Source organism: Arthrobacter mangrovi (assembly GCF_026011795.1).
Classification (GTDB): Bacteria; Actinomycetota; Actinomycetes; order Actinomycetales; family Micrococcaceae; genus Crystallibacter; species Crystallibacter mangrovi.
Map to the genome: position 1 here is coordinate 131,362 of NZ_BRVS01000005.1, position 23,880 is coordinate 155,241.

The following is a 23,880-nucleotide window of genomic DNA, read 5'->3' on the forward strand; positions in this document are numbered from 1 at the left end:
AAGAACGATTGGTTGCTCATGTCTGGCCTTCTCTCGTTGGGCTTGTCGTGCTGTTGGAACCGTGGACCATGCCCTCACCAACCGAGGTCGATCAGGGCGAGGCCCGGGTAGACGGCAAATAGGACGGTCAGGGGGAGGACGCCGAATACCAGCGGGACCATCATGGCGATCTCTTTCTTGCCGGCCGCTTCCATCAGGTCCCGCTTGGCCATGTCCCGCACGTCCTGGGCCTGTGCACGCAGCACATCGGCCAGGGGCGTCCCTCTTTCGACGGCAACGGTTATGCCGTCGACGAACCGGATCAAGGCGGCCAGCCGGCTGCGGTGCGAGAATTCCTGGAGGGCGGCGAGCAAGGGAGTCCCGGCCCGGGTCGCGGCCAGGACGGAGGCGAATTCGCCGGCGAGCTCGCCCTTGGAGGTGCGGCAAATCCGTTCCAGCGCCCCGGTTGCACTCTCACCGGCGCTGACCGCGAGGGCCATCAGTTCGGCCAGGCTGGGAAACTCCGCCAGCATCTTGGTTTCCCTGCGCTGGATCTGCATGGTGAGCAGGTAGTCGCGGAGCAGGAATCCTCCGGCCGCCAGCCCCACGGTGAATACGACTGCGGCGACCGGATCGAAGCCACCGCTGGCCGCTGAGATGACAGCGAGGGCCACGCCCAGGGCAAGGCCGCCCACCGCCCACACGAGCTGTTCGGCCCGGAAGTCGAGGGGGCTCTGCTTCCGGCCCGCCTGTGCCAGGCGTTTGGTCAATACCGTCGTGCCGTAGTTGAACCGGCCGAACCATGACATCAGGTCCGAGACCACGGGGCGAACGATGCGCTCCAGCGCACCGAAGGGGGTTACGGTACCCGGGCCCGCCGCCAGCAGCCGGGACTGCACGTCAACAGACTTCAACTGCGGCGAGATCCGATCGACGAAACGTGTCCGGCGCATAACCGGCAGGCGGACGAACACCAGCCACAGTCCGCTTCCCAGCACGGCGCCGACCAGGATCCCGAGAGTAAGCGGGTGGCTCATTGCAGCACCCTCTCGTCTTCCGGGAGGGCCCCGAGCCTGAGCATCAGCCGATAACAGACCACCGAGACCACGAGTCCGCCCAGGAGCACCATGGCGCCGGCGGCGGAGTTGTACGCGGCGACGGCCTCCGGCCGGGTCGCCATCAGCATCAGGATGATCCACGGCGCCGCCACCGCCAGGCGTGCGGCGTTGACAGTCCACGATTGGCGGGCCTCGAGTTCGCTGCGCGTCCGGGCGCTGTCCCGGAGGAAGTCGGCCAAGGTTCCCAGGAGCTTTCCCAGGTCCGTTCCGCCCACCTCCCGCGTCATCTTGAGCGCCTCGAAGATGCGGTCCGCCACCGGATCGGCCAGCCGTTCCTTCAGTCGCTCCAAAGACTGGTCGAACCGGCTGCCCGCACGATAATCGGCGCCGAACTCGAGGAAAGCTCCCCGCAGTTCCACGGGTCCGCGGGTACCCAGCTGGACCAATGCCTCCGGCAGGGAGAGCCCCGCCCGGATGGCCGAGCGGAGGTGGTCCACCGCGTCCGGCCAGATTTCCCGCATCGCCGCCACCCGCCGTCGTGCGCGCCACCGGACCAGCAGATAAGGCAGCCACCCGCCGAAAAGGGCGAAGCAGGCGGCAATAGGGGGCGACTGGGTGATGACCAGAATGAGCAGGGCAGTGAACACCCCGGTACCGGCGCAACTGGCCAGAAGGCCCCGGGCACTGACCCTCTGGATGCCAGCCTGCCTGATCATCTCCTGCAGCCGGCTGGGCCTGGTCCGGCGCACGGGCCGCTGGCGCGGGCCGGGAACCTCCCAGCATGACCACCAGATCAGGAAGAGGCCGATCCCGCCCGCCAGCCCGGCGGCGGCCGTCATGGCGTGCTGCCGATCAGCTGCATCACGTTATAGCCGGCCCGGGCGAACTTCTCCTCGCTGGGGCTGGCCGACTCGCTGGCCACCAGGTCCCCGTCCCTCCGGCTGAACAGCGTCGAGGTCTCGATAATCCCGTTCTCCACGCGGCGGCCGAGGGAAACGATTTCGGCGACCTGCCGCTTGCCCGAGGCGGCGCGGGTACAGTGCACGACCAGGTCGATGCAGGACGCCACCGTCGGCAGCACGAAAGCTGAGGAGATGTTCTCGCCGGCCAGCAGCGGTAGCGTGCAAATCTTCGTGATCGCGTCGTGCGCACTATTCGCGTGGACCGTGCACATGCCTGGCAGGCCGCTATTGAGCGCGATCAGCATGTCGAGGCTTTCGGCTTCGCGCACCTCGCCGACAATCAGCCGGTCCGGGCGCATGCGCAAAGCCTCCTTGACCAGCCGGCGCAGCGGGATCTCGCCCCCGCCCTCGAGATTCGCCTGGCGGCACTGCAGGCCCACGACGTCTCGGAGCGGCAGGCGGAGCTCGAAGATCTCCTCCACCGTGACGACCCGTTCACGGCTGCCGATGCTGGCGGCGAGGCAGTTGAGCATGGTGGTCTTGCCCGCCTGGGTGGCCCCCGAGACCAGGATGTTGAGGCCGCTGGCCACGGCCGCGGCCAGGAACCGTGCGGCTTCGGGCGAGAGCGAGCCGAGCTCCACCAGATGCTCAAGCCGCGAAGCCTTGGCGATGAATTTGCGGATGTTGACGGCCCAGTGCTTGCGGGTGATGTCGGGAATCACGACATGGAGCCGCGAACCGTCCGGCAGGGCGGCGTCGACGAAGGGCGACGAGAGGTCCAGCCGGCGCCCGGACGATTTGAGCATGCGTTCCACCAGGTCGCGCACCTGCTGCTGGCTCAGGGTCACCGAGGTCAGCTCGGACTCGCCGCCCCTGGCCACGAACACCTCGGACGGCGAGTTGATCCAAATTTCCTCGATCAGCGGATCATCCAGCAGGGGCTGCAGCGGCCCGAAGCCGGCGACGGCGTCGAAGACGTACTTGCGCGCGTACTCCAGCTGGCCCAGGGGCGGCAGCGTCCCGAGCATGGAACGCTCGTCATAGTCATCGACCGCCGCGTCGACCAGGCGCCGCACCTCGGCGGCTTGCTGGGCAGGATCGATCCCGCGGCGGCGGATCAGCTCGCGCACCTCGTCTTCGACAATCCGGATGCCGTCCATGCCATCCCCCTGGGCGCAGAGCGCCGTGTGCTGGCGGCGGGCCTGTTTGAGACTGTGCCCGCCGTCGGTCTGCTATTTCCGTTCCGACCCTAGGTGAAACGTGCATATCGGAGAAGAGCCGGGACGCGGATTGTGGATAAGACGTCTAATGTTGGTGCAAGTATGAACAGCATCTTCAAAATCATCGGCCCGTTGCTCAAGACCCTCCCGGACGGCAGTCGGCGATTCCTCACCGGTTACGCGGCCGCCTCGGCAGCGTTGGCTTTGCTCGATGTCGTCGCCCTGGGCTTGGTGGCGGCGCTGCTGCCCGGGCTGGTCGGCGGTGAAGATGTCACCTTCCCGGTGCTGGGCAACCTGACCGAGCAGGGCCTGGTGCTGCCGCTACTGATCGTGATCTGCCTGCTGATCGTCCTCAAGGGAGTGCTGGCGGTGCTGCTCCTGCGCTTCGCCACCAAGCGCTTCGCCCGGCACGAGGTGGCGATCGGCGACCGTCTGTTCGCGGCGTACCTCGCCTCCCCGTGGGAGAAACGGCTGGGACGGAACTCCGCGGAGATCGTGCGGTCGGTGGATGTCGGCGTCGGAATCACCGTTTCCGGCGTGCTGATGCCGGCGATGTCCCTGTTCGGTGAGCTCGGCACCTTGGCCGCGGTCGTCGTCGTACTCTTTGTGGCGCAGCCGGTGATCGCCGTTGTCACAATGGTCTACCTGGGGCTGGTGGCACTGCTGCTGGCCAAGGTGATTTCCCCGCGCGCGGTGGCCATCGGCCGCGAGAACCGGGAATGGTCCAACCGGACCGCGAAGACCCTGTACGAGGCGCTCGGCGCGCTGAAGGAGATCACGCTGGCCGACCGGGCGGGCGAGGTGCAGGAGCAGGTCCACGCGACGCGTACCCGGTCCTCCTACGCCCGCGCCGGCGCCATCCAGATTTCGCAGATCCCGCGCTACGTGCTGGAGACCGCCCTGGTCATAGGCTTCGCGCTGCTCGGCGGCGTCGGGTACCTGACCGGCGGTCCGGCCGGGGCCGTCAGCGCCGTCGGTCTGTTCGCCGTGGCCGGTTTCCGGCTGATCCCGTCGCTGACGCGCATGCAGGCGGTGCAGTCCTCCGTCAACACCAGCGGCTCCTTCGCCCGCCAGATCGTGCAGGACATCCGCGACGGCGAGGCCGAGATGGCCCGGCAGACGGCGGAGCGGCCGCAGCACGAGCTGCCCGACCGGGCCGCCGACATTGTGCTGCGCGACGTGAGCTTCAGCTACCCCGATGCCCGCTCCCCCGCGCTCGATTCGGTGAGCATCCGCATCCCGGCCGGCAGCCACGTGGCCTTCGTCGGCTCGTCGGGGGCCGGCAAGTCCACCATGGTGGACCTGCTGCTCGGTCTCCTCGAGCCGAGCCATGGCCGCATCGAGGTGGCCGGCGAGCCACTGGGGTCCGTGCTCAAGTCCTGGCGGCGGCGGATCGGCTACGTGCCGCAGGAGGTCTCGCTGTTCGACGCCTCCGTCGCGCAGAACGTGGCCCTGGCATGGGATCCGGACAAGGTCGACCGGGAGCGCGTGCGCACGGCGCTGGCCCGGGCCCAGCTGCTTGAGACGCTCAACGCCCGCGAGGGCGGCATCGACGCCCTGGTCGGCGAGCGCGGCCTGGCCCTCTCCGGCGGCCAGCGGCAGCGGCTCGGCATCGCCCGGGCGCTCTACGACAACCCGCGCGTGCTGGTGATGGACGAGGCGACTTCGGCGCTGGACACGGCCACGGAGGCGGCGGTGACGACGGCGATCGGCCAGCTGCACGGCGACGTCACCGTCATCACGGTGGCGCACCGGTTGTCGACCATCCGCCACGCGGACGTGGTGTTCTTCATGCGGGACGGCGCCGTGGCGGCCTACGGCACGTTCGACGAGGTCGTGGCCGAGGTTCCCGACTTTGCGCAGCAGGCGGCCCTGGCCGGGCTGGCGGGCACGACGGAAGGCAGTGTCCAGCAATAAGCCGCCGGCGGCGAACGCGTCAGAGCGCGGCGTAGATCCCGGCGAGCTGCTGGACGATCCGCTCGGGGCCGTGGTTGGCGCGGACCCAGCCCGGTCCGTCGAGCTGAGCCGAGACGCCCTGCGGGTCTTCGATCGCGTTGCGGACGTGCTCGCCGAATTCTTCGGCCCGCTCGGGCTGCAGGACCGGCGACGGTCCGGGGTAGTATCCGGCGGCCGGGCGCATCACCACGGGCACGCCGATCCCCACGGCCTGCAGCTCGCTCATCGCCATGATTCCACCGCTCTGCCCGACCACGCAGTGCGCGGAGGCCAGCCAGCGCAGGTACGCCGGCTTCGGCATCTTGGGCTGCAGCTGCACCCCGAGCGCGGCGGCCTGCGCCGCCCCGTTGCCCCAGTCCAGTCCCTGCACGTCGGTTTCCGGCCCGACGGCGGCCATCACCGACCGCGCTGCCTCCAGTTGTGCGCTGCCTCCCTTGGAATCGTCCCAGCGTGACGCGAACACGACGCGCGGCCGGGACGCCGGGGTCCATGCGGGCAGCTCTTCGGTGTCCAGCGGATTGGGGAGGTAGACGGCATCCGCGCGTGCCTCGGCAGCATGTTCCGCCAGGTCCGGCGTGGAGTAGAGGACGACGGCGGCGTGGTCGGCTCCCCACTGGAGCGCCGGGCGCCGGGCTGATTCGTAGAACTGGGTGCGGATGTCGGTGCCGTGGAAGTGCAGCACGAAGGGGCGGTAGGGACGCGAGCGGACCACCCCAAGCCGCGAGCCGGAATGCAGGTGCAGCAGGTCGGCCCGGAGGATGCCCGCGGCCCGTGCCGCCTGCCAGGCCAGTTCCGCGGCTATGCGCGCGGGGCGGGACCCGGCGGTCGGGCCGTGGGCGGTATCCGAAGGGGGAAGGCGGTTGAAGTGCTTCCACGGCAGCCCCTCCCGGCGCCCGTACTTCACCAGCGTGGCCCCGACGTCCGCGGCGTCATACAGGTGCAGGACCTTCGGGGCGGCCGTGGCCCGAGCTGCCGCCTGGCCGGTCACCGCGGCCTCCGCTGGCCGCCGTCGAACAGGGCGTCGATGGCGCGCTCCCACCCCCGGTTCTGGTATTCGGACGAGAGCTCCTCGGCAGCCTGATGGGCGTTCTTCTTCCATTGGTCCACCTGCTCCGGGGTCAGCCCGAGCAGGACCTTCCGCAGGGCGGCGGCGGAGAAGTCCTCCGTTACGGCACCGAGGCCGTGCCGTTCCAGCAGGTCCTGCATCGCCGGAGACGGCCCAATGATCAATGCAGTGCGGGCCTGGACCGCCTCGAAGAACTTGTTCGGCAGGGCGTTCGCCAGGTTGAAGTTGGTCGGCGGGATGACGGAGATGGAGACGTCGTAGTCGCTGATGGTGCGCACCAGCTCGCTGTACGGTACGGGCTCGCGGAAGCGGACGTTGGCCAGGGGCTCGGCCTGGCGCCGCAGTTCGTCCACGTAGGCCGGCTCGTTGGGCATCACTATCAGGTCCAGTTCCAGGCCCTCCGGCGCCCCGTCCATCGCCGAGATGATGTCCTCGATCCGCCGGTAGCGCTGGCCCGCCGAGCTGTAGATCAGGCGGATCGGACGGCTCGTCGGCTTCGGCGCCAGGTCAGCATAAGGCGCCGCATTGGTCACGACAGCGGCCTCGACCCCGAAGTCATGGCCGTACTGCCTGGCGATCCCGTCCGACACGGTGGTCACGGATTTGGCCTCCGGGAGGAAGGTCCGGCAGACCCAGCGCACGTACGGCGCGACCAGCAGCCGCCAGGCAGGCTTATTGAAGTGTTCCTTGGGCGCGAACTCGTGCAGGTCCGCATGCACGCCGTGGGCGCTATCGAGGCTCAGCGCCAGCGGCAGGGTGTTGGCATCGTTGGCCAGCACCGCGTCGAAACGCCTGCCGCGGAGCAGCCTGCTGGCCTCGGCCACGGCCGCTATGTTCCAGTACACCTGCCGGTACCGGCGCTTGAGCAGCCCCTTCGGGTCCCGTGGCCAGCTCGGCAGGCCGGCCGCCAACTTTACGTGGTCCTCGACGCCATCGGGGGCCGCCCCGAAACCGCAAGTGACGACGTCGTACTTGTCCCGGAACAGGTTGACCTGCTTGAGCACCCGGGGATCGCTGCGCAGCGGTGACAGGGACAGGATCAGCAGCTTTCCGGCTTTCGAACTCATGTGGCGTCCTTCCGCCCCTGCGGGCTGTTGGCGGCGGGGACGGCACGCGGCAAACGGCGGGCCTTCCCCAAGACCGAGGCGAGCAGTGAACTTGCGTTGCTGCGCAGCGGAGCTTCCCTGCGCAGGTTGTCGGCTAAATGCCTGGTCAGGCTCCTCCGCAGCGGGCCGGCGGCCTCCCGCCGCTGCAGGGCCCGGCGCACGTCCGCCGGGCTGCCGGTGGCGCGCAGGGCCGCGAGCAGGTCTGCGTCCGGTCCGCTCAATGCTCGGGCGGCGCCGGGCGCTAAGACGGCGATTTCGGCGGTCAGTGCCGAAAGCTCCTGGCAGTCCGCGGGATCCCAGGCGAAACCGGATCCGCGGCGCAGTGCGGCGCTGAGGACGTGGCCTCGCAGCAGCTTCACGGCAATGGCGTCCCGCACGGACGGACGAAGGCCGGCGAACCATTCTCCTTCGACCAGGTGCCTGACGTCGCGGAACTGCTCCTTCAGCGCAAGGACGGCGGACGTCACCCGGACCTCGGCGTCCTCGCCCACGAGGTAGGCGGGAAGGCCGGGCCGATAGGCGACGGGGGCGCCGGAGAACCACAGCTTCAGCCCGAATTCGAGGTCCTCGCCGGTCTGCAGGCCCTCGGTCAGCGACAGCTGGTGCGCCTCCAGCAGGCGGCGGCGGAACAGCCCCAGCGGCGCGGTCCGGTAGGCCAGCCGGTCCTTGAGCGGGTCCACCAGTGCGCTGCGCAGGATGCGGGCGCGCGGTGTCAGGATCGGGCGTCCCGATCGGGTGCGCAGCGGCGCGATGACCGCGTCGGCGCCGGTGGACGCTGCGAGGTCCAGCCAGGCCGCGACGGCACCGGGCTCCAGCGCGTCGTCCGAGCCCATGATCCCGACGAATTCCGCCGTAGCGCACCTGAGGCCGAAGTTGAACGGACCGGCCGGGGAGGCGATGCCGTCGTTGAGCTCCACGACCTCGGCAGCGGACACGTCCAGTCCCGCGAGGGCCTTCCGGACGGGCGCCGGATCCATGTTGTGGCAAACGACGACGGCGGCCGCCCTGCCTTGGCCCGCCGCTGCGACGGATTCGACCGCCCGCCGGATGGGCCGGTCAGCAGTGTGGACCGCGATGACGATCTGCGCTTCCGGCCCCAAGGCCGCGCCGCGACTGTGGCCGGCGGCTTCACCCATCCCGCTGCTCCTTGGCGGCCGCGTCGGGCCGCGGTGCCTCATCGAGCGCGATCCGGCGCGCGAGCTTGGTGATCCGGGCCTCCAGTTGGCGTGCGCGCTGGAAAGAGCTCGCCATGAACACCATGAACGCGACGATCAGCGCGTACAGCACCAGGTCGGTGCCGCGGCCGATACCGAGCAGGTTCGCCACCCGGGTCAGCAGTCCCGGAACGAACACGGAGAGCACCGCCACGGCGGCGAAGGCCACCAGCAGGATCCGGCGCACGGCCTGGTGCTTGGCATTGCCGCCGCCGCGCATGAGAGCCAGGGCCCCGACGATGACGGCCAGGACCAGGACGATTTGGACGAGAATGATCATGTGCTCACCTGAAGAAGAGGTCCGCGAGGATATTGACGCCGTTCAGCAGGGACTGCCCCTTGGCCTTGGAGTACTCGGTGTAGACGATCTCGACGGGATGTTCCACCAGGACCGGCTTCAGCTCGGCCAGCTGGTGGATCAGCTCCGAAGCGTGCGCCATCCGGTTCTGGGTCAAGTGGATTTTCGCGGCGATGGGGGCCGCGATGACCCGCAGCCCGTTGTGCGCGTCGGTCAGCTGCAGCCCGGTGGACATCCGCGACTGCAGGGCGGCGGTGCGCAGGACGAGCCGCTTGAGCCGGGACACGTCCGCCCTGCCTTCAAGGAAGCGCGATCCCAGAACAACGTCCGCTTCGCCGGCACGGACCCTGGCGAGCATCACGGCGGCGTCGGCGACTCTATGCTGCCCGTCCGCGTCGAAAGTGATGACGGCCTCAAGCTCCGGGTCCTGCAGTGCGTACTCGAAGCCCGTCTGGAGCGCCGCGCCTTGTCCCAGGTTGACGGGATGCTGCACCACCACGGCCCCCGCCGCACGGGCAATCTCCGCGGATCCGTCAGAGCTGCCGTCGTCGACGCACACCACATGGCTGAACTCTTCGAGCAAGCCGGTAACAACCGAGCCGATGACGGTAGCCTCGTTGAACATCGGCACGACTACCCAGGAACGACTCACCAGCCCAGTATTCCATAGGGGACATAGGTCCACGGAACCGGTCAGGCGCGGGCCCCCACCATCCGGTAGTGGGCATCCAGCTGCTCCGCGCTGACGGCCAGCGAGCGGTTTTCGACGACGAACCGCCGCGCCGCGCCGCGCATGTCCTGGTAGCCCGCGTCGCCGAGGCTCAGCAGCTCCAGCAGGCCGTCGCGCAGCTGGGAGTAGTCCGCTTCGCCTGCGAGCAGGCCGGTAGTACCGTCGTCGAGCATCTCCGGGATGCCGCCGCTGCGGTACGCAAGCACCGGGGTCCCGCAGGCCTGGGCCTCCAGCACCACGAGGCCCGCCGCCTCCCTCGCTCCCCCTGCCTCCTGGCTCGGTGCCACCAGCACGTGGGCCTTCTGCATCCAGCCGCGGATCGCCTCGCGGTCCAACCGGCCGAGGAAATCTATGTGGGGATGGCTCGCGGCCTGCTCCTTGACGGCGTCGCGCAGCGGGCCGTCGCCGATGACCACGAGCCGGTGGCGGGCCTTGCGCCAGACCGCCAGGGAGGCATCGATCAGGTCCCGGATCCCCTTCTGGGTGTTCAGCGTGCCCACGAACAGCACGATCGGCGTTTCCCGTTCCTCCCGCGCGCCCGGCGCGAAGTAGTCCGTGTCGACCCCCTGATAGTGCACCTCGATCTTGTCTGCGTCCATTCCCAGCGCGGTGGCCCGCCCGGCCAGGTAGTTGCTGACGGCGAGAAGCCGCTGGCTCTGCGCGGATGCGGCCAGCACGTTGCGGTGGTGCCACTTGGCCATCATGGTGTCCGCAGGGTTAGCCAGTGACACGACGTCGGAGCCGTGGAGGGTGGTGATCAGCGGCGTCCCGGAGAGGCGGGCCGCTTCGACGGCGGGGCGGGACCAGGTCCCGAAGTGCTGGTGGACGATGTCCGGCTTGTAGCGGCGCACCGCCAAGGTCATCGCGGGCATGAAGGCCGGCATCACCAGCTCGCGGCGGCGGAAGCCGAGCAGCTGCCCGGGCACGAAGTCAGTGATGGGGACAGTAATGGACTTGTCCTGGATCTCGGCCACGAGCGTGAAGACCCGGAAGTCGTGGCTGCCCTTGAGGTGCTCCGCGTGGGCCACGGCGAAGTAGGTCGGCGGGATCCGCAAGGTGCTCTTGGTGATCGCTATCTTCACGTGCATCCTGACGGGTTCTCGGCGGGCGCGGCTGTCCGGCCGCGGTGGACACAGCAATCCTAGCCGGGCCACCTTGGGTTTTCCGTTGGTGCCCGGACGGTAGGCTTGTCCTGGCTCCACCGCGTCCCTGCCGCCGGAGCCAGGCAGTTGGCCTGAGCCGCGACAGACAAAGGACATGATGGCAGCCCCCCGGATCTTGTGCATCTCTTTCTCCGATATCGAGGCCGATTCCCGGGTCCTGCGGCAGGTTCGGCTGCTGGCCGAAGCCGGCGAGGTCACCACGCTCTGCTACGGCAACCGGCCGCCGGGAGCCACCCACCATCTGGAAGTCGACTCCGCGCTGCCGTCCCTGCCCCAGACCCCGGCGGGCGTGCTCAAGCTGGCCCTGCGGCGCTTTGCCGCCGTCGAGTTGTCCGCGCCGGCCCTCAAACAGGCCCGGGAACTGGTCGGCGGCCGGACCTTCGACCTGGTCGTGGCCAATGAGGCCCGTGCGCTCCCCCTCGCGCACGCGGTTGCCCACGGCGCCCCGGTGTGGGGCGACATGCACGAATGGGCGCCTGAGGAACGTGCCCATGTCCTGCCCTGGCGGCTGCTCGTCAAGCCCTACATGTACAGCATCTGCGCCAAGTATTTGCCGAGAACGACGGCGGTGACTGCGGTTAATGCCTCAATCGCGGCCCTGTACACGGAACAGTTCGGCTGCCCCACCGAGGTGGTCCGCAACGCCGGACCCTTCCGCGACCTGGAACCTTCGCCGCCGGTGCCCGGCAGGATCCGCCTCGTCCATAGCGGCGCGGCGGTACCGGGCCGGAACCTTGAGGGGACCATCGAAGCCGTCAAGGCACTCGACGACCGCTTCACCCTGGACCTCTACTTGGTGAAGGCCCGTGACGGAGGCCGGTACTGGCAGCAGCTCAAGGACCTGGCCGCCGGGGATCCGCGCATCACCTTCCACGATGCCGTCACGCCGGAGGAACTGCCGGCGACGCTCAACCGGTACGACGTCGGCGTCTTCAGCCTCCCGCCGCAGACCACCAACCACCGGCTGATGCTCCCGAACAAGTTCTTCGATTTCGTCCAGGCGCGGCTGGCCCTGGTCTTCAGCCCCTCGCCCGAGACGGCGAAGCTTATGCAGGAGCACGATCTAGGCGTCATCACCGAGGATTTCAGCAATGCCGCGCTGACCCGGGCGGTGGCGTCCCTGACGAACGCCGACGTGGAGCGGTACAAGGCCAACACCCACCGGGCGGCGCGTGCCCTGAGCTCGGCAGAGGACGAATCGGTGACCCGTGCGCTACTGGCCCGGCTGCTCGGCTGACAGGCCAACGCCCGGCCCCGGGGCAGCACGCGCGGCCGGCGCCCGGCCCGGACGCGCCGAGCGGGGCGTGGTGGCCGGGCGCGCGGACGGGGCCGCCTGTCGTCAGGCCCGGCGGACCGCTGCGGCGACGGCCTCCGCGGCCTTCGAACCCACGCGGCGGAGTGAATAGTTCTCCCTGACCCAGCCGGCCAGTCTGGCGCGCTCTGCGGGTGCCGCCGGACTTTCCAGCACCGTGGCCATGGCCTCGGCAACCTCCCCGCCATCCCAGTCCACGCTGTGCCCGAGGTTGTCCCGCTTTACGATCTCCCGCAACGGACCGACCCCGGCGTAGATCACCGGCGCACCGCAGGCCAGGCTGGCGAAGGCCTTCGTCGCAAAGGCGAAATCGTAGCCCCGTCCCGGACGCACCGAGGCGAGGCCGGCGGCGGCCTCCCGCAGAGCCGCGGCCGTTTCGGAGCCGCCGGCCACGCCCATGAACCGGATACGGTTGCCGGCAGGAGCAGCGCGTTCGGCCAGTTCGGCCAGTTCCACGCCCTGGCCATACATCAGCAGTTCGGCGTCAGGGAAGCGGTCCATGACCTTCAGGAATCCGTCCACGAAGACACCGGCGCCCTGGATCTCCGACATCGTGCCGGCATAGACAAAGGTCCGCTTCGATCCGGTCGGCACGGCTGCCTCCGCCCCTGCCCCCGATACTGCCGGGGTGAACGTGTCGGTGTCGATCCCGGTGCCGACCTCCGCGACCTTGGCCCGCCCGCGGGTCAGGCTCCGCACGGCGCCGCTCACGCCCGAGGAAACACTGAGGACGCCGGCGGCGCCGTTCAGGACCCACCGTTCGACGGTCCGCAGCACCGCCACGACCAGGGGGTGGACCCCGATGCCGGCGGCCGCATCGGAACTGACGTCGGCGGCGAAATAGACGTACGGCCGTCGCCGTAGCCGGCTGGCGACCCGGACCACCACGCCGGTGGTCGGCGGCGGCTCGACCAGCACGGCATCGAACCGCGGCGCGGCCAGCAGCCGGAAGAACAGCGGGATATCGAAGCTCGCATACTGGACGTAGCCGCGGACGGCGCCGGTCCGGTCCCGCAGCACGGGCCACCGCCGGATTCCGCGGGTGGACCTTGCCGCCCCAGGGGCACGGCTGGTCAGCACCGTCACCGTGTGCCCGGCCTCCTCGAGCCCCTTGACGGTGGCGGCGAGGCGATAAGCCGCGGCGCCGGCTTCAGGAGCGAAAATGCGGCTGGCAACCAGGATGTGCATGCAGTCAGTCCTGCAGCCGGATGGTCCTGGCCTCGCGGCCGGACGCGGCCATGGCCTCGGCCACCCGCAGCGTGTTGAGGCCTTCCCGCATTGACACGATCCCGGCACCGGCCCCGCTGTCCGCCGGCGCCTCCCCGCGGACGGACAGGATGGCGTCGCGGAATGCCTCGTGCTCGACCTTCAGCGGCTCCCGCTTGGCGATCGCCAGGCGGGTCACGTCGCCCTCGCTGACTCCCCGGAAATTGGCCACGGAGTCCCACTCGGTGCTGATGGTCCCGTTCTCGTAGTAGGTCAGGTCCGCCGTCAGCGTGTCGGCTACGAAGGAACCGCGCTCCCCCGTCACCACGGTCATCCGTTCCTTCATCGGCGAGAGCCAGTTGACCAGATGGCTGGTGATGATGCCGTTGGCGAGCTGGCCGTTCGCCGCCAGCATGTCCTCATGTTCGCGTCCGGAGCGGGTCGTGGTCCGGGCGCTGACGGACTCGTACTGGCTCTCTGCCAGCCAGGCGGTCAGGTCGATGTCGTGCGTTCCCAGATCCTTGATCACCCCGACGTCGGCGATCCGCGACGGGAACGGCCCCTGCCGGCGCGTCGCAATCTGGTAAACCTCGCCCAGGTCGCCATTCTGCAGGCGCGCACGCAGCGACTGCAGGGCCGGGTTATAGCGCTCGATGTGCCCGACGGCACCCACCAGGCCGCGGCTCTCGAATGCGTCGGCGAGCCGCTCGCCGCCCTCGATCGTGGAGGCGATCGGCTTCTCGACCATGGTGTGGATGCCGGCCTCTGCCAGGGCGAGGCCGACTTCCTCGTGCAGGCCGGTGGGCACGGCGCACATCACCATGTCCAGCCCGTGCTCGATCAGCTGTTCAACCCTGTTGTAGAAGGGCAGGTCACCGGCGACGCCGTGCGGGTCGCCGTAGGCATCCGCAACGGCCACCAGTTCCACGCCCTCGGTCTCCTGCAGCACCCTGGCGTGGTGGCGGCCCATCATACCCAGCCCGATCAGGCCGGCGCGCAGCTTACCCATGGCTCAGGCACCTGCCTTCGCCAGCGCGTTGACCGCGGTCGCAATGCGGTCCAGGTCCTCCTGGTCCAGGGAGGGATGGACCGGCAGCGACAGCACCTGCCGCGCGGCGGCTTCCGTCACCGGCAGGTCGGCCGGCCGGCTGAAGGACGGCAGGCGATGGTTCGGGATCGGATAGTACACGCCCGAGCCGATCCGGTATTCCTCTTTCAGGGCCGCGGCAAAGCGGTCGCGCTCATTCTCCGGCACGCGGATCGTGTATTGGTGGTAGACGTGGGTCGCCCCGTCCGCGACCGCCGGCGTTCCGACGCCCTCGAGGCTGGAGGTCAGGAACGCCGCGTTGGCCTGCCGTTGCTCGGTCCAGCGCCGGATCTTGGTCAGCTGGACCCGGCCGATCGCCGCATGGAGGTTGGTCATCCGGGCATTGAAACCGACGAGTTCATTCTCGTACTGCCGTTCCATCCCCTGGTTACGCAGCAACCGCAGCCGGCGTTCGACGTCGTGGTCCCCCGTGGAGACCATGCCGCCCTCTCCCGAGGTCATGTTCTTCGTCGGGTAGAGGCTGAACATGGCGAAGGTACCGAAGGTGCCGACCCGCTTGCCGTTCAGCGCGCCGCCGTGTGCCTGCGCCGCGTCCTCGAAGAGGGCCAGGCCTTGCTCGGCCGCCAGGGCGCCCAGCGCGTCCATGTTCGCCGGGTGGCCGTAGAGATGGACCGGCATGATGGCCTTGGTGCGCTCGGTGATGAGCGGCTCGACAGCGGCGGCGTCAAGGCAGTAATGGTCCGGCTCGATGTCCGCGAACACGGGGGTGGCGCCCGTCAGCGCCACCGAGTTCGCCGTCGCGGCGAACGTGAAGGACGGGACGATGACCTCGTCACCCGGGCCGATACCGGCCGCGAGCAGGCCCAGGTGCAGGCCGGACGTGCCCGAGTTGACGGCCACCGCCGCCCGCCCGTCAAGCAGGACTTCGGAGAACTCCTGTTCGAAGGAAGCCACTTCGGCCCCCTGCGCCAGCATGCCCGAAACCAGCACCGCGTCCACCGCGGCCCGTTCCTCGTCCCCGATGATCGGCTTCGCGGCCGGGATAAAGTCCTTGCTCACTCAGTTCTGCCCTTCTTCCGTATTGGCCGTCGGGTCCGCCGCGGCTTCGCGCAGCAGCCCGTTCTCCTCCGTGTAGGCGTCGCCGCTTTCCGGACACACCCACCGGTGCGCCGGGGCCCCGTCCTCCTGGCGCAGGGGGTGGCCGGATTTGCCGACCCAGCCGATCCTCCGCGCCGGGACCCCGGCCATCAGCGCGAAGTCAGGCACGTCCTTGGTCACCACGGCGCCGGCGGCGATCGTGGCCCAGCGGCCGATCCGCACCGGCGCCACACAGACCGCCCGTGCCCCGACCGAGGCGCCCTCCGCGATGCTCACGCCCACGGGAATCCAGTCGTGCGCGCTCTTGAGCGTGCCGTCCGGGTTGATCGAGCGCGGATAGGTGTCATTGGTCAGGACCGCGGCCGGCCCGATGAAGACCCCGCGGCCGAGCTCGGCCGGCTCGTAGACCAGCGCATAATTCTGGATCTTGGTGTTGTCTCCGATCCGGACCCCGGTGCCCACATAGGCGCCCCTGCCGACGATGCAGTCGGCGCCCAGGACCGCGTCCTCGCGGACCTGCGCGAGATGCCAGATCTTGGTGCCCTCGCCCAGCCGGGCGCGTTCGGAGACATCGGCTGTCTCAGCGATAAATCCCACCGTTATAGCTCCCTTTCGTGCGAAACTGCGTGCCGCCGTCGTACTTGCCGCGGTGCCCTCAGGCCTTGCCGATCACCCGGTAGGTGACCCCCTGCCACTGCTCCGGGCTGCTGACCCTGCGGCCGTCGATGAAGACCTTGATGCCCGGCAGGTCGTCCGGCCCCAGCTTCTTGTACTCGGCGTGGTCCGCCTGTACGACGGCGGCGTCCGCCGGCTCGCTCAGGTGGTACGGGGCGAAGCCGAGCTTCTCGAGCTCAGCGTCGCTGTACAGCGGGTCGTGGACGAGCGCCGTGCCTCCGCGGGACTTCAGCGCTTCGACCGCGCCGAAGACGCCGGAGAAGGCGGTCTCCTTCACTCCCCCGCGGTAAGCGGCGCCGAGGACGACGACGCGTGCCCCGGCCAGGTCGCCGAAGGCGCCTTCGAGCAGGCCGATCGTGTAGTCCGGCATACCGGCGTTGGCTTCGCGCGCCGCGCGGACCACGGAGGCCTCCGGGTCATTCCAGAGGTAGAGCCGCGGATAGACCGGGATGCAGTGGCCGCCGACGGCGATGCCGGGCTGGTGGATGTGGCTGTAGGGCTGGGAGTTGGACGCTTCGATCACCTGGTAGATGTCGATGCCGGCGGTCGCGGCGTAGCGCGCGAACTGGTTGGCCAGGCCGATGTTGACATCCCGGTAGGTGGTCTCGGCAAGCTTGGCCAGCTCGGAGGCCTCGGCGGATCCGAGGTCCCAGACGCCGTTGGGCCGGGCCAGGTCGGGGCGGTCGTCGAAGTCCAGCACGGCTTCGTAGAAGTCCTTCGCGGCCGCGGCTCCGGCCTCGGAGAGCCCGCCGATGAGCTTGGGATATTTGCGCAGGTCCTCGAAGACGCGCCCCGTGAGGACCCGTTCGGGCGAGAAGACCAGGTGGAAGTCCTTGCCCTCGGTCAGGCCGGAGCCGGACTCGAGCATCGGCTTCCAGCGGGTGCGGGTTGTTCCTACCGGCAAGGTCGTCTCATAGGAGACCAGCGTGCCGGGCGTCAGGTGGCGGGCCAGTTCCTCGGTCGCCGCATCCATCCAGGCGAAGTCCGGCCGCGCCTCGGCATCCACGAACAGCGGGACGACCAGGACCACGGCATCCGCGCCCGGCACGGCCTCGGCGTAGCTGGTGGTGGCCTTCAGCCGTCCGGCCGGCACCAGCTCGCTCAGCTTCTCCTGCAGCCGGGCTTCCCCCGGGAACGGTTCGGAGGCCTCGTTGACCTGCGCGACAACGCCTTCGTTGACGTCGACGCCGATCACGTCGTGCCCCTTGGATGCAAACTGCGCCGCGAGCGGCAGGCCGATCTTTCCCAGAGCAATGACGGCAATCTTCACCGGGTGGATACCTCTTCTACATTGTGCTGCGCTGCTGACAGGCGGACCGGGAGGTCCCTGACAAGGTTACCGCTACTGTGTGCCGCCGTTTGCCGCCTCCGGTTTATCCACAGGCGCCGGCCACGGGCAGCGCGCGCCCGGCGGCCGCGGCTAGGGTGCAGGAAAAGCCGCTCCGTCCAAGGATCCGCATGCCGCTGCACCTGTCCGTCGCCGCCTCCGACAACCTGCCGCCGTCCTATGCCCGGCGGGCCGCTGAGCTGCGGGAAATCGTCGCCGACGACGAGTCCGCCGATGCCTCCGCCCTGGCGCAGTGGCTTCTGCTGCAGCTCGGCGCCTCGGCCGATGACGTGTCGCTGACCGTGGCCGGCAGCAGGCTCCAGGACCTCGTTCCGCACCAGTCCCCGCTGGTTAACGGGGCCGTCATTATCTGCGGGCTGCCGGTGCGGCACCCGGAGGGCCCCACAACGACGACGGAGGCAGACGCCGGCGTGCCCGTGCTGACATTGGCAGTGACGGGCGGCCCGGACGCCGGCAAGCTCCTCGAACTGGCCCGCGGCGAGCATGTCCTTGGCCGGGACGGCGCTACGTTGGTCGTAGAGGACCCGCAGCTGTCCCGGCAGCATGCCCGGATCACGGTAGACAACCGGACCATCAGGGTTACGGACCTCGGATCTGCCAACGGGCTATGGGCGCGGGGGCGCCGGGTCCCGGCCGCCGACCTGACCTCGGCCTCCGGGATCACCGCGGGGAGCAGCCCGATGGCACTCTTGCTGGCCGTCGAGCCCGTGCAGGCCCTCACGCCGGACGAGGACCTTGGCACGCCCGTGCAGGTGGCGGCCCCCGCACCCGATCCGCGCGGCAAACTCACCCTTCTGCTGGGCGGCCTGCCGCTGGTGGCCGGCGTGGCACTCGCCGTGCTCACCGGGATGTGGTTTTTCCTGGCCTTCAGCGCGGTCTCCCTGCTGACCGCCGCCATTCCCTACGCGGCCGGCAGCCGGAAGCGGCGCGCCTTCGCAGCTGCGGTGGCGGCTGCCGCGGCCGCGGATGCCCGCAGGCGCATGCGGGCGGCACCGGACCCTGCCACGCTCTTGTACGGCCGGCTCCGGGACGGGCCGTCCGATCCCGTCGCGGCTGCTCCGGAGCACGTGTGGCTGCGCCTCGGCACGGCCGGCCAGGAAGCCAACATTGCATCCGGCGGTGGAGCAGACACAATGCGGAAACCGCACCTGCCCGATGCTCCGCTGGCTGTCGACGTGCTCGCCGATCGCCGGATCAGCTGCACCGGTCCCGAGTCCGCGGTGCGCCGCCTGCTGAACTCCTGCCTCCTGCAGCTCGGCGCCCGGACACTGCAATCCGACCTGGCGGTCATCTGTTATGGGGACGCCGCCGCGCTGCCGGCCGAGGCGCGGTTCCTGCGGGGCGTGGTGCTCGTCTCCAGACCCGAGGTCCTAGCCACGGAACTGCGGAACACCCGGGCGCCAACGGTCCTGCTGGTCTCAGGCAGGCATGACGAGGCCGAGGCTGAGCTCCAGGACTGCGCGATGGCCCCTAGCGTCGTGCGCTTCTTCGCCCCGCGGACCGATGATGGTGTCCAGATCCGGCTCGGCTCCGGGCAGGGATGGCTGCACCGGGACGCTGCCAGCACCCCTTTTCGTCCGGATCTGGTCAGCGCCGCCACCCTGGATCGGTTCGCCCGGCTGGCTGCCCGCAGCCCGGGTGCGGCACCGCGGAAACCACGCGGCGGCGTCCCCGCAGCCTGCGGACTGCGTGCGCTGCTGCCCGGGGAGCCGTCCGCACGCTGGATCATCAACGCCGCTACGCCCGGCATCCGCGCCGTTATCGGCACCGGCGCCGAGGGTCCCCTGATGCTTGATTTGGCAGCTGACGGTCCGCATTTGCTGGTCGCCGGCACGACGGGCGCCGGCAAGTCGGAGCTGCTTCGCTCGCTCGTGCTGGGCCTTGCCTGCGAGCATGCGCCGGACAAGGTCAACTTCCTGCTGATCGACTTCAAGGGCGGATCCGGCCTGGGAATCCTGGCCGATCTGCCGCACAGCAGCGGCCTGCTGACGGATCTGACCCCGTCCAACGTGGCACGGGCCCTCAGCTGGCTGCGGGCGGAAGCCCGGCGGCGCGAGCTCGAATTCGCCCGTCTCGGGGTGTCGGACATCCGCGACTGCCTGCCGGGCCAGCTTGCCCGGCTGATCGTCGTCGTCGATGAGTTCCGCATGCTGGCCGACGAGGTGCCTCTGGCCATCCCCGAGCTGATGCGGATCGCCGCACTCGGCCGTGCCCTGGGACTCCACCTCGTCATGGCTACTCAACGGCCGCAGGGAGCGATCTCCGCCGACATCCGCGCCAACGTCACGTCGTCGATCGCCCTGCGCGTGCAGACTGCCTTGGAATCGTCCGATCTCGTCGGCTCGGGCAAGGCGGCCGCAATCGCGGTCGATACGCCGGGCAGGGCCTATCTGCGCATCGGTCCGACCGAAGCCCGGGAATTCCAGTCAGCGTCTGCCTCGATCATGCCGGAGGCAGCCGCAGCGGCGGCCGCCACGCTCCGGGACTGGCTGAGTCCTCCCGTCTCCGGGCGCCGCAGCCAACCTGCTGCTGCGGCGGACGGCACTGGCCCGGACCCGCTAAGCGGACTGGTCGCCGAAATCAAACAGGCAGCAGCTGCAGCCGGCAGCGCGGTCCCGCTGAAGATTCCTCCGCCGTTGCCCGACCTGCTGGCCCTCGAGTCGCTTCCGCCCTCGTCCAGGAGGGACAGCCTGCCGCTCGGGCTGCTCGACCTGCCGACCGAGCAGCGGCAGCTTCCGCTTGAATGGTCTCCCGAGGAGGACGGCCACCTTGCCGCGCTCGGAGCAAGCGGCAGCGGGACCCGGTTTGTCGTTCAGGCAGTCGCCGCGGGGGTCCTCTCTTCGTCCGCCGAGCGGCATCTTTACGTCCTCGACGGCGATGGGGCACTGGCCTTCACCGCCGGGGCTGCCCGCACGGGCGCCTACGCCGGTCCCCTCGAGACCGATCGTGCGGCCAGGATCCTGAAACGCCTCGCACAGGAGGCAGCCTGCCGGATCGCGGCGGGCGGGACAGGGTCACCCCTCGCCGGCCGTGCCGCCGTCCCCTTGGTTGTCCTGCTGTCCGGCTGGGGCCGCTGGGCCTCTGCCTTCCGCGATGGACGGCTGGGCTCGGCGGAGGAGTCCCTGCAGCACCTGGCACGGGACGGAGCAGCGGCCGCCATTACCCTATGCCTTTCCGGTGACCGGGAGCTCGCCGCCGGACGGCTGCTGGGCATGGCGCCCAACCGCCTGTTCTTCCCGGCGTTCGCCGGCCCGGATGCCCTCATGGCCTGGCCCAGGCTGCCCGCCATGGAAATGATCCCCGGCCGCGCGCTGGTCCATGGCCCCCTCGTTCCCGGCGCCGAAGCCGTCGCCCAGCTGGCCGATGTTCCGGCACCTTCCCGGCCCGCAGCGGCTCGTGAAGGGTCAAGACCTGCAGGACGGCGTCCCTTCCGGATCGAACCGCTGCCGACGGAAGTCCGGGCGGAAGACCTCCCCTCGGCCCCCGGCGGTGGGCTGGTCATCGGCGTCGAGGGAGATGAACTGGGCCCGTCCGTGCTCCGCGTCGATCCCGGCGGCCCCCTCATGGTCCTCGGACCCGCCGGCAGCGGCAAGACAAATCTATTGGCACTGCTGGCCCGGCAGGCCCAACAGCTGTACCGCTGCTTCCGCGTGCCGCCGGACACAGATCCCGGCGCCTACTGGTCCTCGCTCGAGGTGCAGGGACGGGACGTCCTGCTGCTAGTCGATGATGCGCACCGGCTGGGTCCGCCGGCCCACCAGCAACTAAGCCGGCTGGTGGACGCCGGAGCCTCTGCCGTGCTGGCGGCAAGAACGGGTCCCGGCCTGCTCCAGCAGGTGCCGCTCGCCGTGGCGGCCCGCGGCAGCGGGCGCGGCTACGTACTTTCCCCGGCTTCGCCGGCCGACGGCGATTTCTTCGGCCTTCGGCTGGACAGCCGGGCCGCTCCGGCAGGCCGCGCGTACCGGATTGAGCATGGCGGGGCCGTTCCCCTGCAGACCGGCCTTGTGCTCGGCTGACCGGAGAGATGCGGCTATACGGCGCCCGGCGCAGAGCCCTTCGTCAAATAGTCCGTCACAGGCCGGGTGAAGATGAGCAGGAGGACAACAGCCGCCGGCAGCAACAGGAGCAGCCCCGGCAGTACGAGCCCGCTGGTGAAGGTGGGAAAGGCGATGACGATCACGAAGAGCTGCCAGACCAGGGCCGCAGCGCGGGTCCAGCGGTAGCCGCGGAAGAAGAAGTGTGCGGCCGCGAGCAGCCAGCCGGAGAGCAGCAGCAGAAGGACCAGCTGGAAGATGGCTCCCCCCATGGACAGCGGGGTCTGCGTCATGAGGCCGTAGACGAACCAGGCCGCGGCCCCCAGCAACGCCAAAGCCTCCAGCACCAGCACCAGTGAAATGACGACGACGGCGACGGGGCGCGTGCCGGGCGTGGGGTTGGCGGAAGGTATTGACACATTGGCACAGTACCTTAGATAGTCGGTAAGGAACCGAAACCCACGATGCTACACCTGTTTCCGGCAAGGCCGTGTGATGAATGACTCAGGGTTTCAAAGCGATTAAGTCTGGGAACACCCTTGTTTACACAGATTTAACGTGAAACGCTTTAAGCGAAGCGAATGGGGGGCCATGAGAGCCCCCTTTACTGTGAGTCCATTCGTGAAAGATTTCACAAAGAATTTTCAGCTGGACCTGTCTAAAGGAGTATGTGATCAGCATGGATTGGCGTAGCCGCGCGGCATGCCTGGACAAAGATCCGGAACTGTTCTTCCCCGTCGGAAACACAGGGCCGGCTTTGCTGCAGATCGAAGAAGCCAAGAGCGTTTGCCGGCGCTGCCCCGTCATCGACACTTGCCTGCAGTGGGCCCTCGAATCCGGCCAGGATGCCGGCGTTTGGGGCGGCATGAGCGAGGACGAGCGCCGTGCCATGAAGCGCCGCGCTGCACGCGCCCGCCGCGCCTCCTAACGAGCTGCCGCTTCGTCGAAAGGCCGTCGCCCCGAGGGCGGCGGCCTTTCGCGCGCTACCGGAGCCGCTGCGGGTCCAGGTTCAGCTCGATCCCGACGCGGGTTCCGCCCCCTTCGCGGGACGTCCACTCGATGGTTCCGCCGAGTTCGCTCGTCACCAGGGTCCGCACAATCTGGAGGCCGAGTCCCTCTCCGCCCTGGGTGTCGGCCAGCCCGACCCCGTCGTCTTCGACGGTGACCCGCAGCTGCTCCCGGCCGTTCCCGCCATTCCCGCGCCGGGCCGTCAGCCAGACGTTCCCCTTTCGGCCTTTGAGTCCGTGCTCGACGGCGTTGGTTACGAGTTCGTTGATCACCAGGGCCAGCGGGGTGGCGAATTCGCTGGGCAATTCTCCGAATTCGCCGCTTCGCTGGGTGGCCACCGTTTGTGATTCGGAGGCCACTTCGGCCGACAGCCGGAACTGCCGTCCGATCAGCTCGTCGAAGTCGACGTTCTGGGCCAGCCCCTGGGAGAGCGTCTCGTGGACCATGGCGATAGTGGCGACGCGGCGCATAGCCTGCTCCAGCCCCTGCTTCGCCTCCTCGCTGACCATCCTGCGCGACTGCATGCGGAGCAACGCCGCGACGGTCTGGAGATTGTTCTTCACCCGGTGGTGGATCTCCCGGATCGTCGCGTCTTTGGTGACCAGCTCCATCTCACGGCGCCGCAGTTCCGACACATCCCGGCAGAGCACGAGCGCGCCGAACCGCTCGTGCTGATTGCGCAGCGGTATGGCCCGCAGCGACAGGGTGACGCCGCGCGACTCGAGTTCAGTGCGCCAAGGCATCCGCCCCGTGACGACCAGGGGCAGGGTTTCGTCAACCATGCGCCGGTCTTTCAGCAGCGCGGTGGTGATCTCGGCCAGGGACCGGCCCTCGAGGGACTCCACGTCCCCGAGCCGTCGGAAAGCCGAGACGCCGTTGGGGCTGGCGTACTCGACGATCCCCTCGGCATCCAGCCTGATCAGACCGTCACCGACCCGCGGTGCGCCGCGACGGGACCCGGTCGGCGAGGCGAAGTCGGGCCACAGGCCCAGGGTTCCCATGTGCAGCAGATCGTAGGCGCATTGGCGGTAGGTCAACTCCAGGCGCGACGGCATCCTGGAGCTCGAGAGGTCCATATGCGACGTCAGGACGGCCAAGGTCCGTCCGTTGCGGACCATGGGAACCGCTTCCACCCGCATCGCCATCTCCGTCGTCCAGTCGCTCTCGCTTGAGCGCTCGATGACCTGTGAACGCCGCGCGGCGTCGGCCAGCGGCAGCAGATCCGCCCGGATCCGCTCCCCCACGAAATCGGAGTGGAAGACCGTGTGCGTCGTCGAGGGCCGCACATGGGCCAAAGCCACATAGCTGCCGTCCGGCGTCGGCAGCCACAGCGCAAGGTCGGCGAACGCGAGGTCTGCGATCAGCTGCCAGTCCCCTACCAGCAGATGCAGCCATTCGGCATCACCCGGAGCAAAGTCGGCATATTCGTTGATCGGGTCGGTGAAAATTGCCAAGGTCG

Annotated in this window: 20 protein-coding genes; 4 read left to right on the plus strand and 16 right to left on the minus strand. The window is 69.2% G+C overall.

Annotated features, from left to right (window positions below; translation table 11 throughout):
- Positions 1 to 74: 74 nt before the first annotated feature.
- From AHIS1636_RS06640 to AHIS1636_RS06650, 3 genes are read right to left on the minus strand one after another with little or no spacing between them, the layout of a single operon-like run.
- The gene (locus AHIS1636_RS06640) at positions 75 to 1,016 is read right to left on the minus strand and encodes a type II secretion system F family protein (protein ID WP_264795030.1); all 942 of its coding nucleotides are present in this window, start codon (positions 1,014 to 1,016) and stop codon (positions 75 to 77) included.
- The gene (locus AHIS1636_RS06645; protein WP_264795031.1) at positions 1,013 to 1,876 is read right to left on the minus strand and encodes a type II secretion system F family protein; all 864 of its coding nucleotides are present in this window, start codon (positions 1,874 to 1,876) and stop codon (positions 1,013 to 1,015) included. The genes AHIS1636_RS06640 and AHIS1636_RS06645 overlap by 4 nt, the downstream gene beginning before the upstream one ends.
- On the minus strand, positions 1,873 to 3,099 hold the full coding sequence (locus AHIS1636_RS06650) for a TadA family conjugal transfer-associated ATPase (RefSeq protein WP_264795032.1): 1,227 nt from the start codon (positions 3,097 to 3,099) through the stop codon (positions 1,873 to 1,875). The genes AHIS1636_RS06645 and AHIS1636_RS06650 overlap by 4 nt, the downstream gene beginning before the upstream one ends.
- Before the next feature lie 162 nt (positions 3,100 to 3,261).
- Between AHIS1636_RS06650 and AHIS1636_RS06655 the strand changes: the two genes are divergently transcribed.
- A complete protein-coding gene (locus tag AHIS1636_RS06655) occupies positions 3,262 to 5,076 on the plus strand; it encodes an ABC transporter ATP-binding protein (protein ID WP_264795033.1) in 1,815 nt (604 codons plus the stop codon).
- Between the two features lie 19 nt (positions 5,077 to 5,095).
- On the opposite strand, the gene AHIS1636_RS06660 is transcribed toward AHIS1636_RS06655, so the two are convergent.
- From AHIS1636_RS06660 to AHIS1636_RS06685, 6 genes are all read right to left on the minus strand, one after another.
- Complete coding sequence (locus AHIS1636_RS06660) at positions 5,096 to 6,103, minus strand: glycosyltransferase (RefSeq protein WP_264795034.1); 1,008 nt, start codon at positions 6,101 to 6,103, stop codon at positions 5,096 to 5,098.
- Positions 6,100 to 7,248: a glycosyltransferase gene (locus AHIS1636_RS06665; protein WP_264795035.1), complete on the minus strand. Its 1,149-nt coding sequence runs from the start codon at positions 7,246 to 7,248 to the stop codon at positions 6,100 to 6,102. Before AHIS1636_RS06665 ends, AHIS1636_RS06660 begins: the two co-directional genes overlap by 4 nt.
- Positions 7,245 to 8,423 carry a glycosyltransferase gene (locus AHIS1636_RS06670; protein ID WP_264795036.1) on the minus strand — a complete coding sequence of 393 codons (1,179 nt, stop codon included), beginning with the start codon at positions 8,421 to 8,423 and terminating at the stop codon, positions 7,245 to 7,247. The genes AHIS1636_RS06665 and AHIS1636_RS06670 overlap by 4 nt, the downstream gene beginning before the upstream one ends.
- A complete protein-coding gene (locus AHIS1636_RS06675; protein WP_264795037.1) occupies positions 8,416 to 8,781 on the minus strand; it encodes a DUF2304 domain-containing protein in 366 nt (121 codons plus the stop codon). The genes AHIS1636_RS06670 and AHIS1636_RS06675 overlap by 8 nt, the downstream gene beginning before the upstream one ends.
- 4 nt (positions 8,782 to 8,785) lie before the next feature.
- Positions 8,786 to 9,424 (minus strand): glycosyltransferase family 2 protein, encoded by a 639-nt coding sequence (locus AHIS1636_RS06680; protein ID WP_264795281.1) that lies wholly within the window; start codon positions 9,422 to 9,424, stop codon positions 8,786 to 8,788.
- Between the two features lie 68 nt (positions 9,425 to 9,492).
- Positions 9,493 to 10,611, minus strand: coding sequence for a glycosyltransferase (locus AHIS1636_RS06685; RefSeq protein ID WP_264795038.1), 1,119 nt, complete (start codon positions 10,609 to 10,611; stop codon positions 9,493 to 9,495).
- Between the two features lie 175 nt (positions 10,612 to 10,786).
- On the opposite strand from AHIS1636_RS06685, the gene AHIS1636_RS06690 reads away from it, so the two are divergent.
- Positions 10,787 to 11,929 (plus strand): glycosyltransferase, encoded by a 1,143-nt coding sequence (locus AHIS1636_RS06690; RefSeq protein WP_264795039.1) that lies wholly within the window; start codon positions 10,787 to 10,789, stop codon positions 11,927 to 11,929.
- A 102-nt stretch (positions 11,930 to 12,031) separates the two neighbouring features.
- Here AHIS1636_RS06690 and AHIS1636_RS06695 read toward each other — a convergent pair whose 3' ends face one another.
- The 5 genes from AHIS1636_RS06695 to AHIS1636_RS06715 are packed head-to-tail and all read right to left on the minus strand — an operon-like array spanning position 12,032 to position 17,301.
- A complete protein-coding gene (locus AHIS1636_RS06695) occupies positions 12,032 to 13,192 on the minus strand; it encodes a glycosyltransferase (protein WP_264795040.1) in 1,161 nt (386 codons plus the stop codon).
- A gap of 4 nt (positions 13,193 to 13,196) precedes the next feature.
- Positions 13,197 to 14,219, minus strand: coding sequence for a Gfo/Idh/MocA family protein (locus tag AHIS1636_RS06700; RefSeq protein ID WP_264795041.1), 1,023 nt, complete (start codon positions 14,217 to 14,219; stop codon positions 13,197 to 13,199).
- Positions 14,220 to 14,222: 3 nt separating this feature from the next.
- Positions 14,223 to 15,317 (minus strand): DegT/DnrJ/EryC1/StrS family aminotransferase, encoded by a 1,095-nt coding sequence (locus tag AHIS1636_RS06705; RefSeq protein ID WP_264795042.1) that lies wholly within the window; start codon positions 15,315 to 15,317, stop codon positions 14,223 to 14,225.
- Positions 15,318 to 15,953 (minus strand): acyltransferase, encoded by a 636-nt coding sequence (locus tag AHIS1636_RS06710; RefSeq protein ID WP_264795043.1) that lies wholly within the window; start codon positions 15,951 to 15,953, stop codon positions 15,318 to 15,320.
- 58 nt (positions 15,954 to 16,011) lie between these two features.
- The gene (locus tag AHIS1636_RS06715) at positions 16,012 to 17,301 is read right to left on the minus strand and encodes a nucleotide sugar dehydrogenase (RefSeq protein ID WP_264795044.1); all 1,290 of its coding nucleotides are present in this window, start codon (positions 17,299 to 17,301) and stop codon (positions 16,012 to 16,014) included.
- Positions 17,302 to 17,489: 188 nt separating this feature from the next.
- On the opposite strand from AHIS1636_RS06715, the gene AHIS1636_RS06720 reads away from it, so the two are divergent.
- Entirely contained in the window at positions 17,490 to 21,395 is a 3,906-nt protein-coding gene (locus tag AHIS1636_RS06720) for an FtsK/SpoIIIE domain-containing protein (RefSeq protein WP_264795045.1), read from the plus strand.
- Positions 21,396 to 21,409: 14 nt separating this feature from the next.
- Here AHIS1636_RS06720 and AHIS1636_RS06725 read toward each other — a convergent pair whose 3' ends face one another.
- Entirely contained in the window at positions 21,410 to 21,832 is a 423-nt protein-coding gene (locus tag AHIS1636_RS06725) for a hypothetical protein (RefSeq protein WP_309298581.1), read from the minus strand.
- 260 nt (positions 21,833 to 22,092) lie between these two features.
- Between AHIS1636_RS06725 and AHIS1636_RS06730 the strand changes: the two genes are divergently transcribed.
- Complete coding sequence (locus AHIS1636_RS06730; RefSeq protein ID WP_005267230.1) at positions 22,093 to 22,341, plus strand: WhiB family transcriptional regulator; 249 nt, start codon at positions 22,093 to 22,095, stop codon at positions 22,339 to 22,341.
- 55 nt (positions 22,342 to 22,396) lie between these two features.
- Here AHIS1636_RS06730 and AHIS1636_RS06735 read toward each other — a convergent pair whose 3' ends face one another.
- A complete protein-coding gene (locus tag AHIS1636_RS06735; protein WP_264795046.1) occupies positions 22,397 to 23,875 on the minus strand; it encodes a sensor histidine kinase in 1,479 nt (492 codons plus the stop codon).
- Positions 23,876 to 23,880 lie beyond the last annotated feature (5 nt).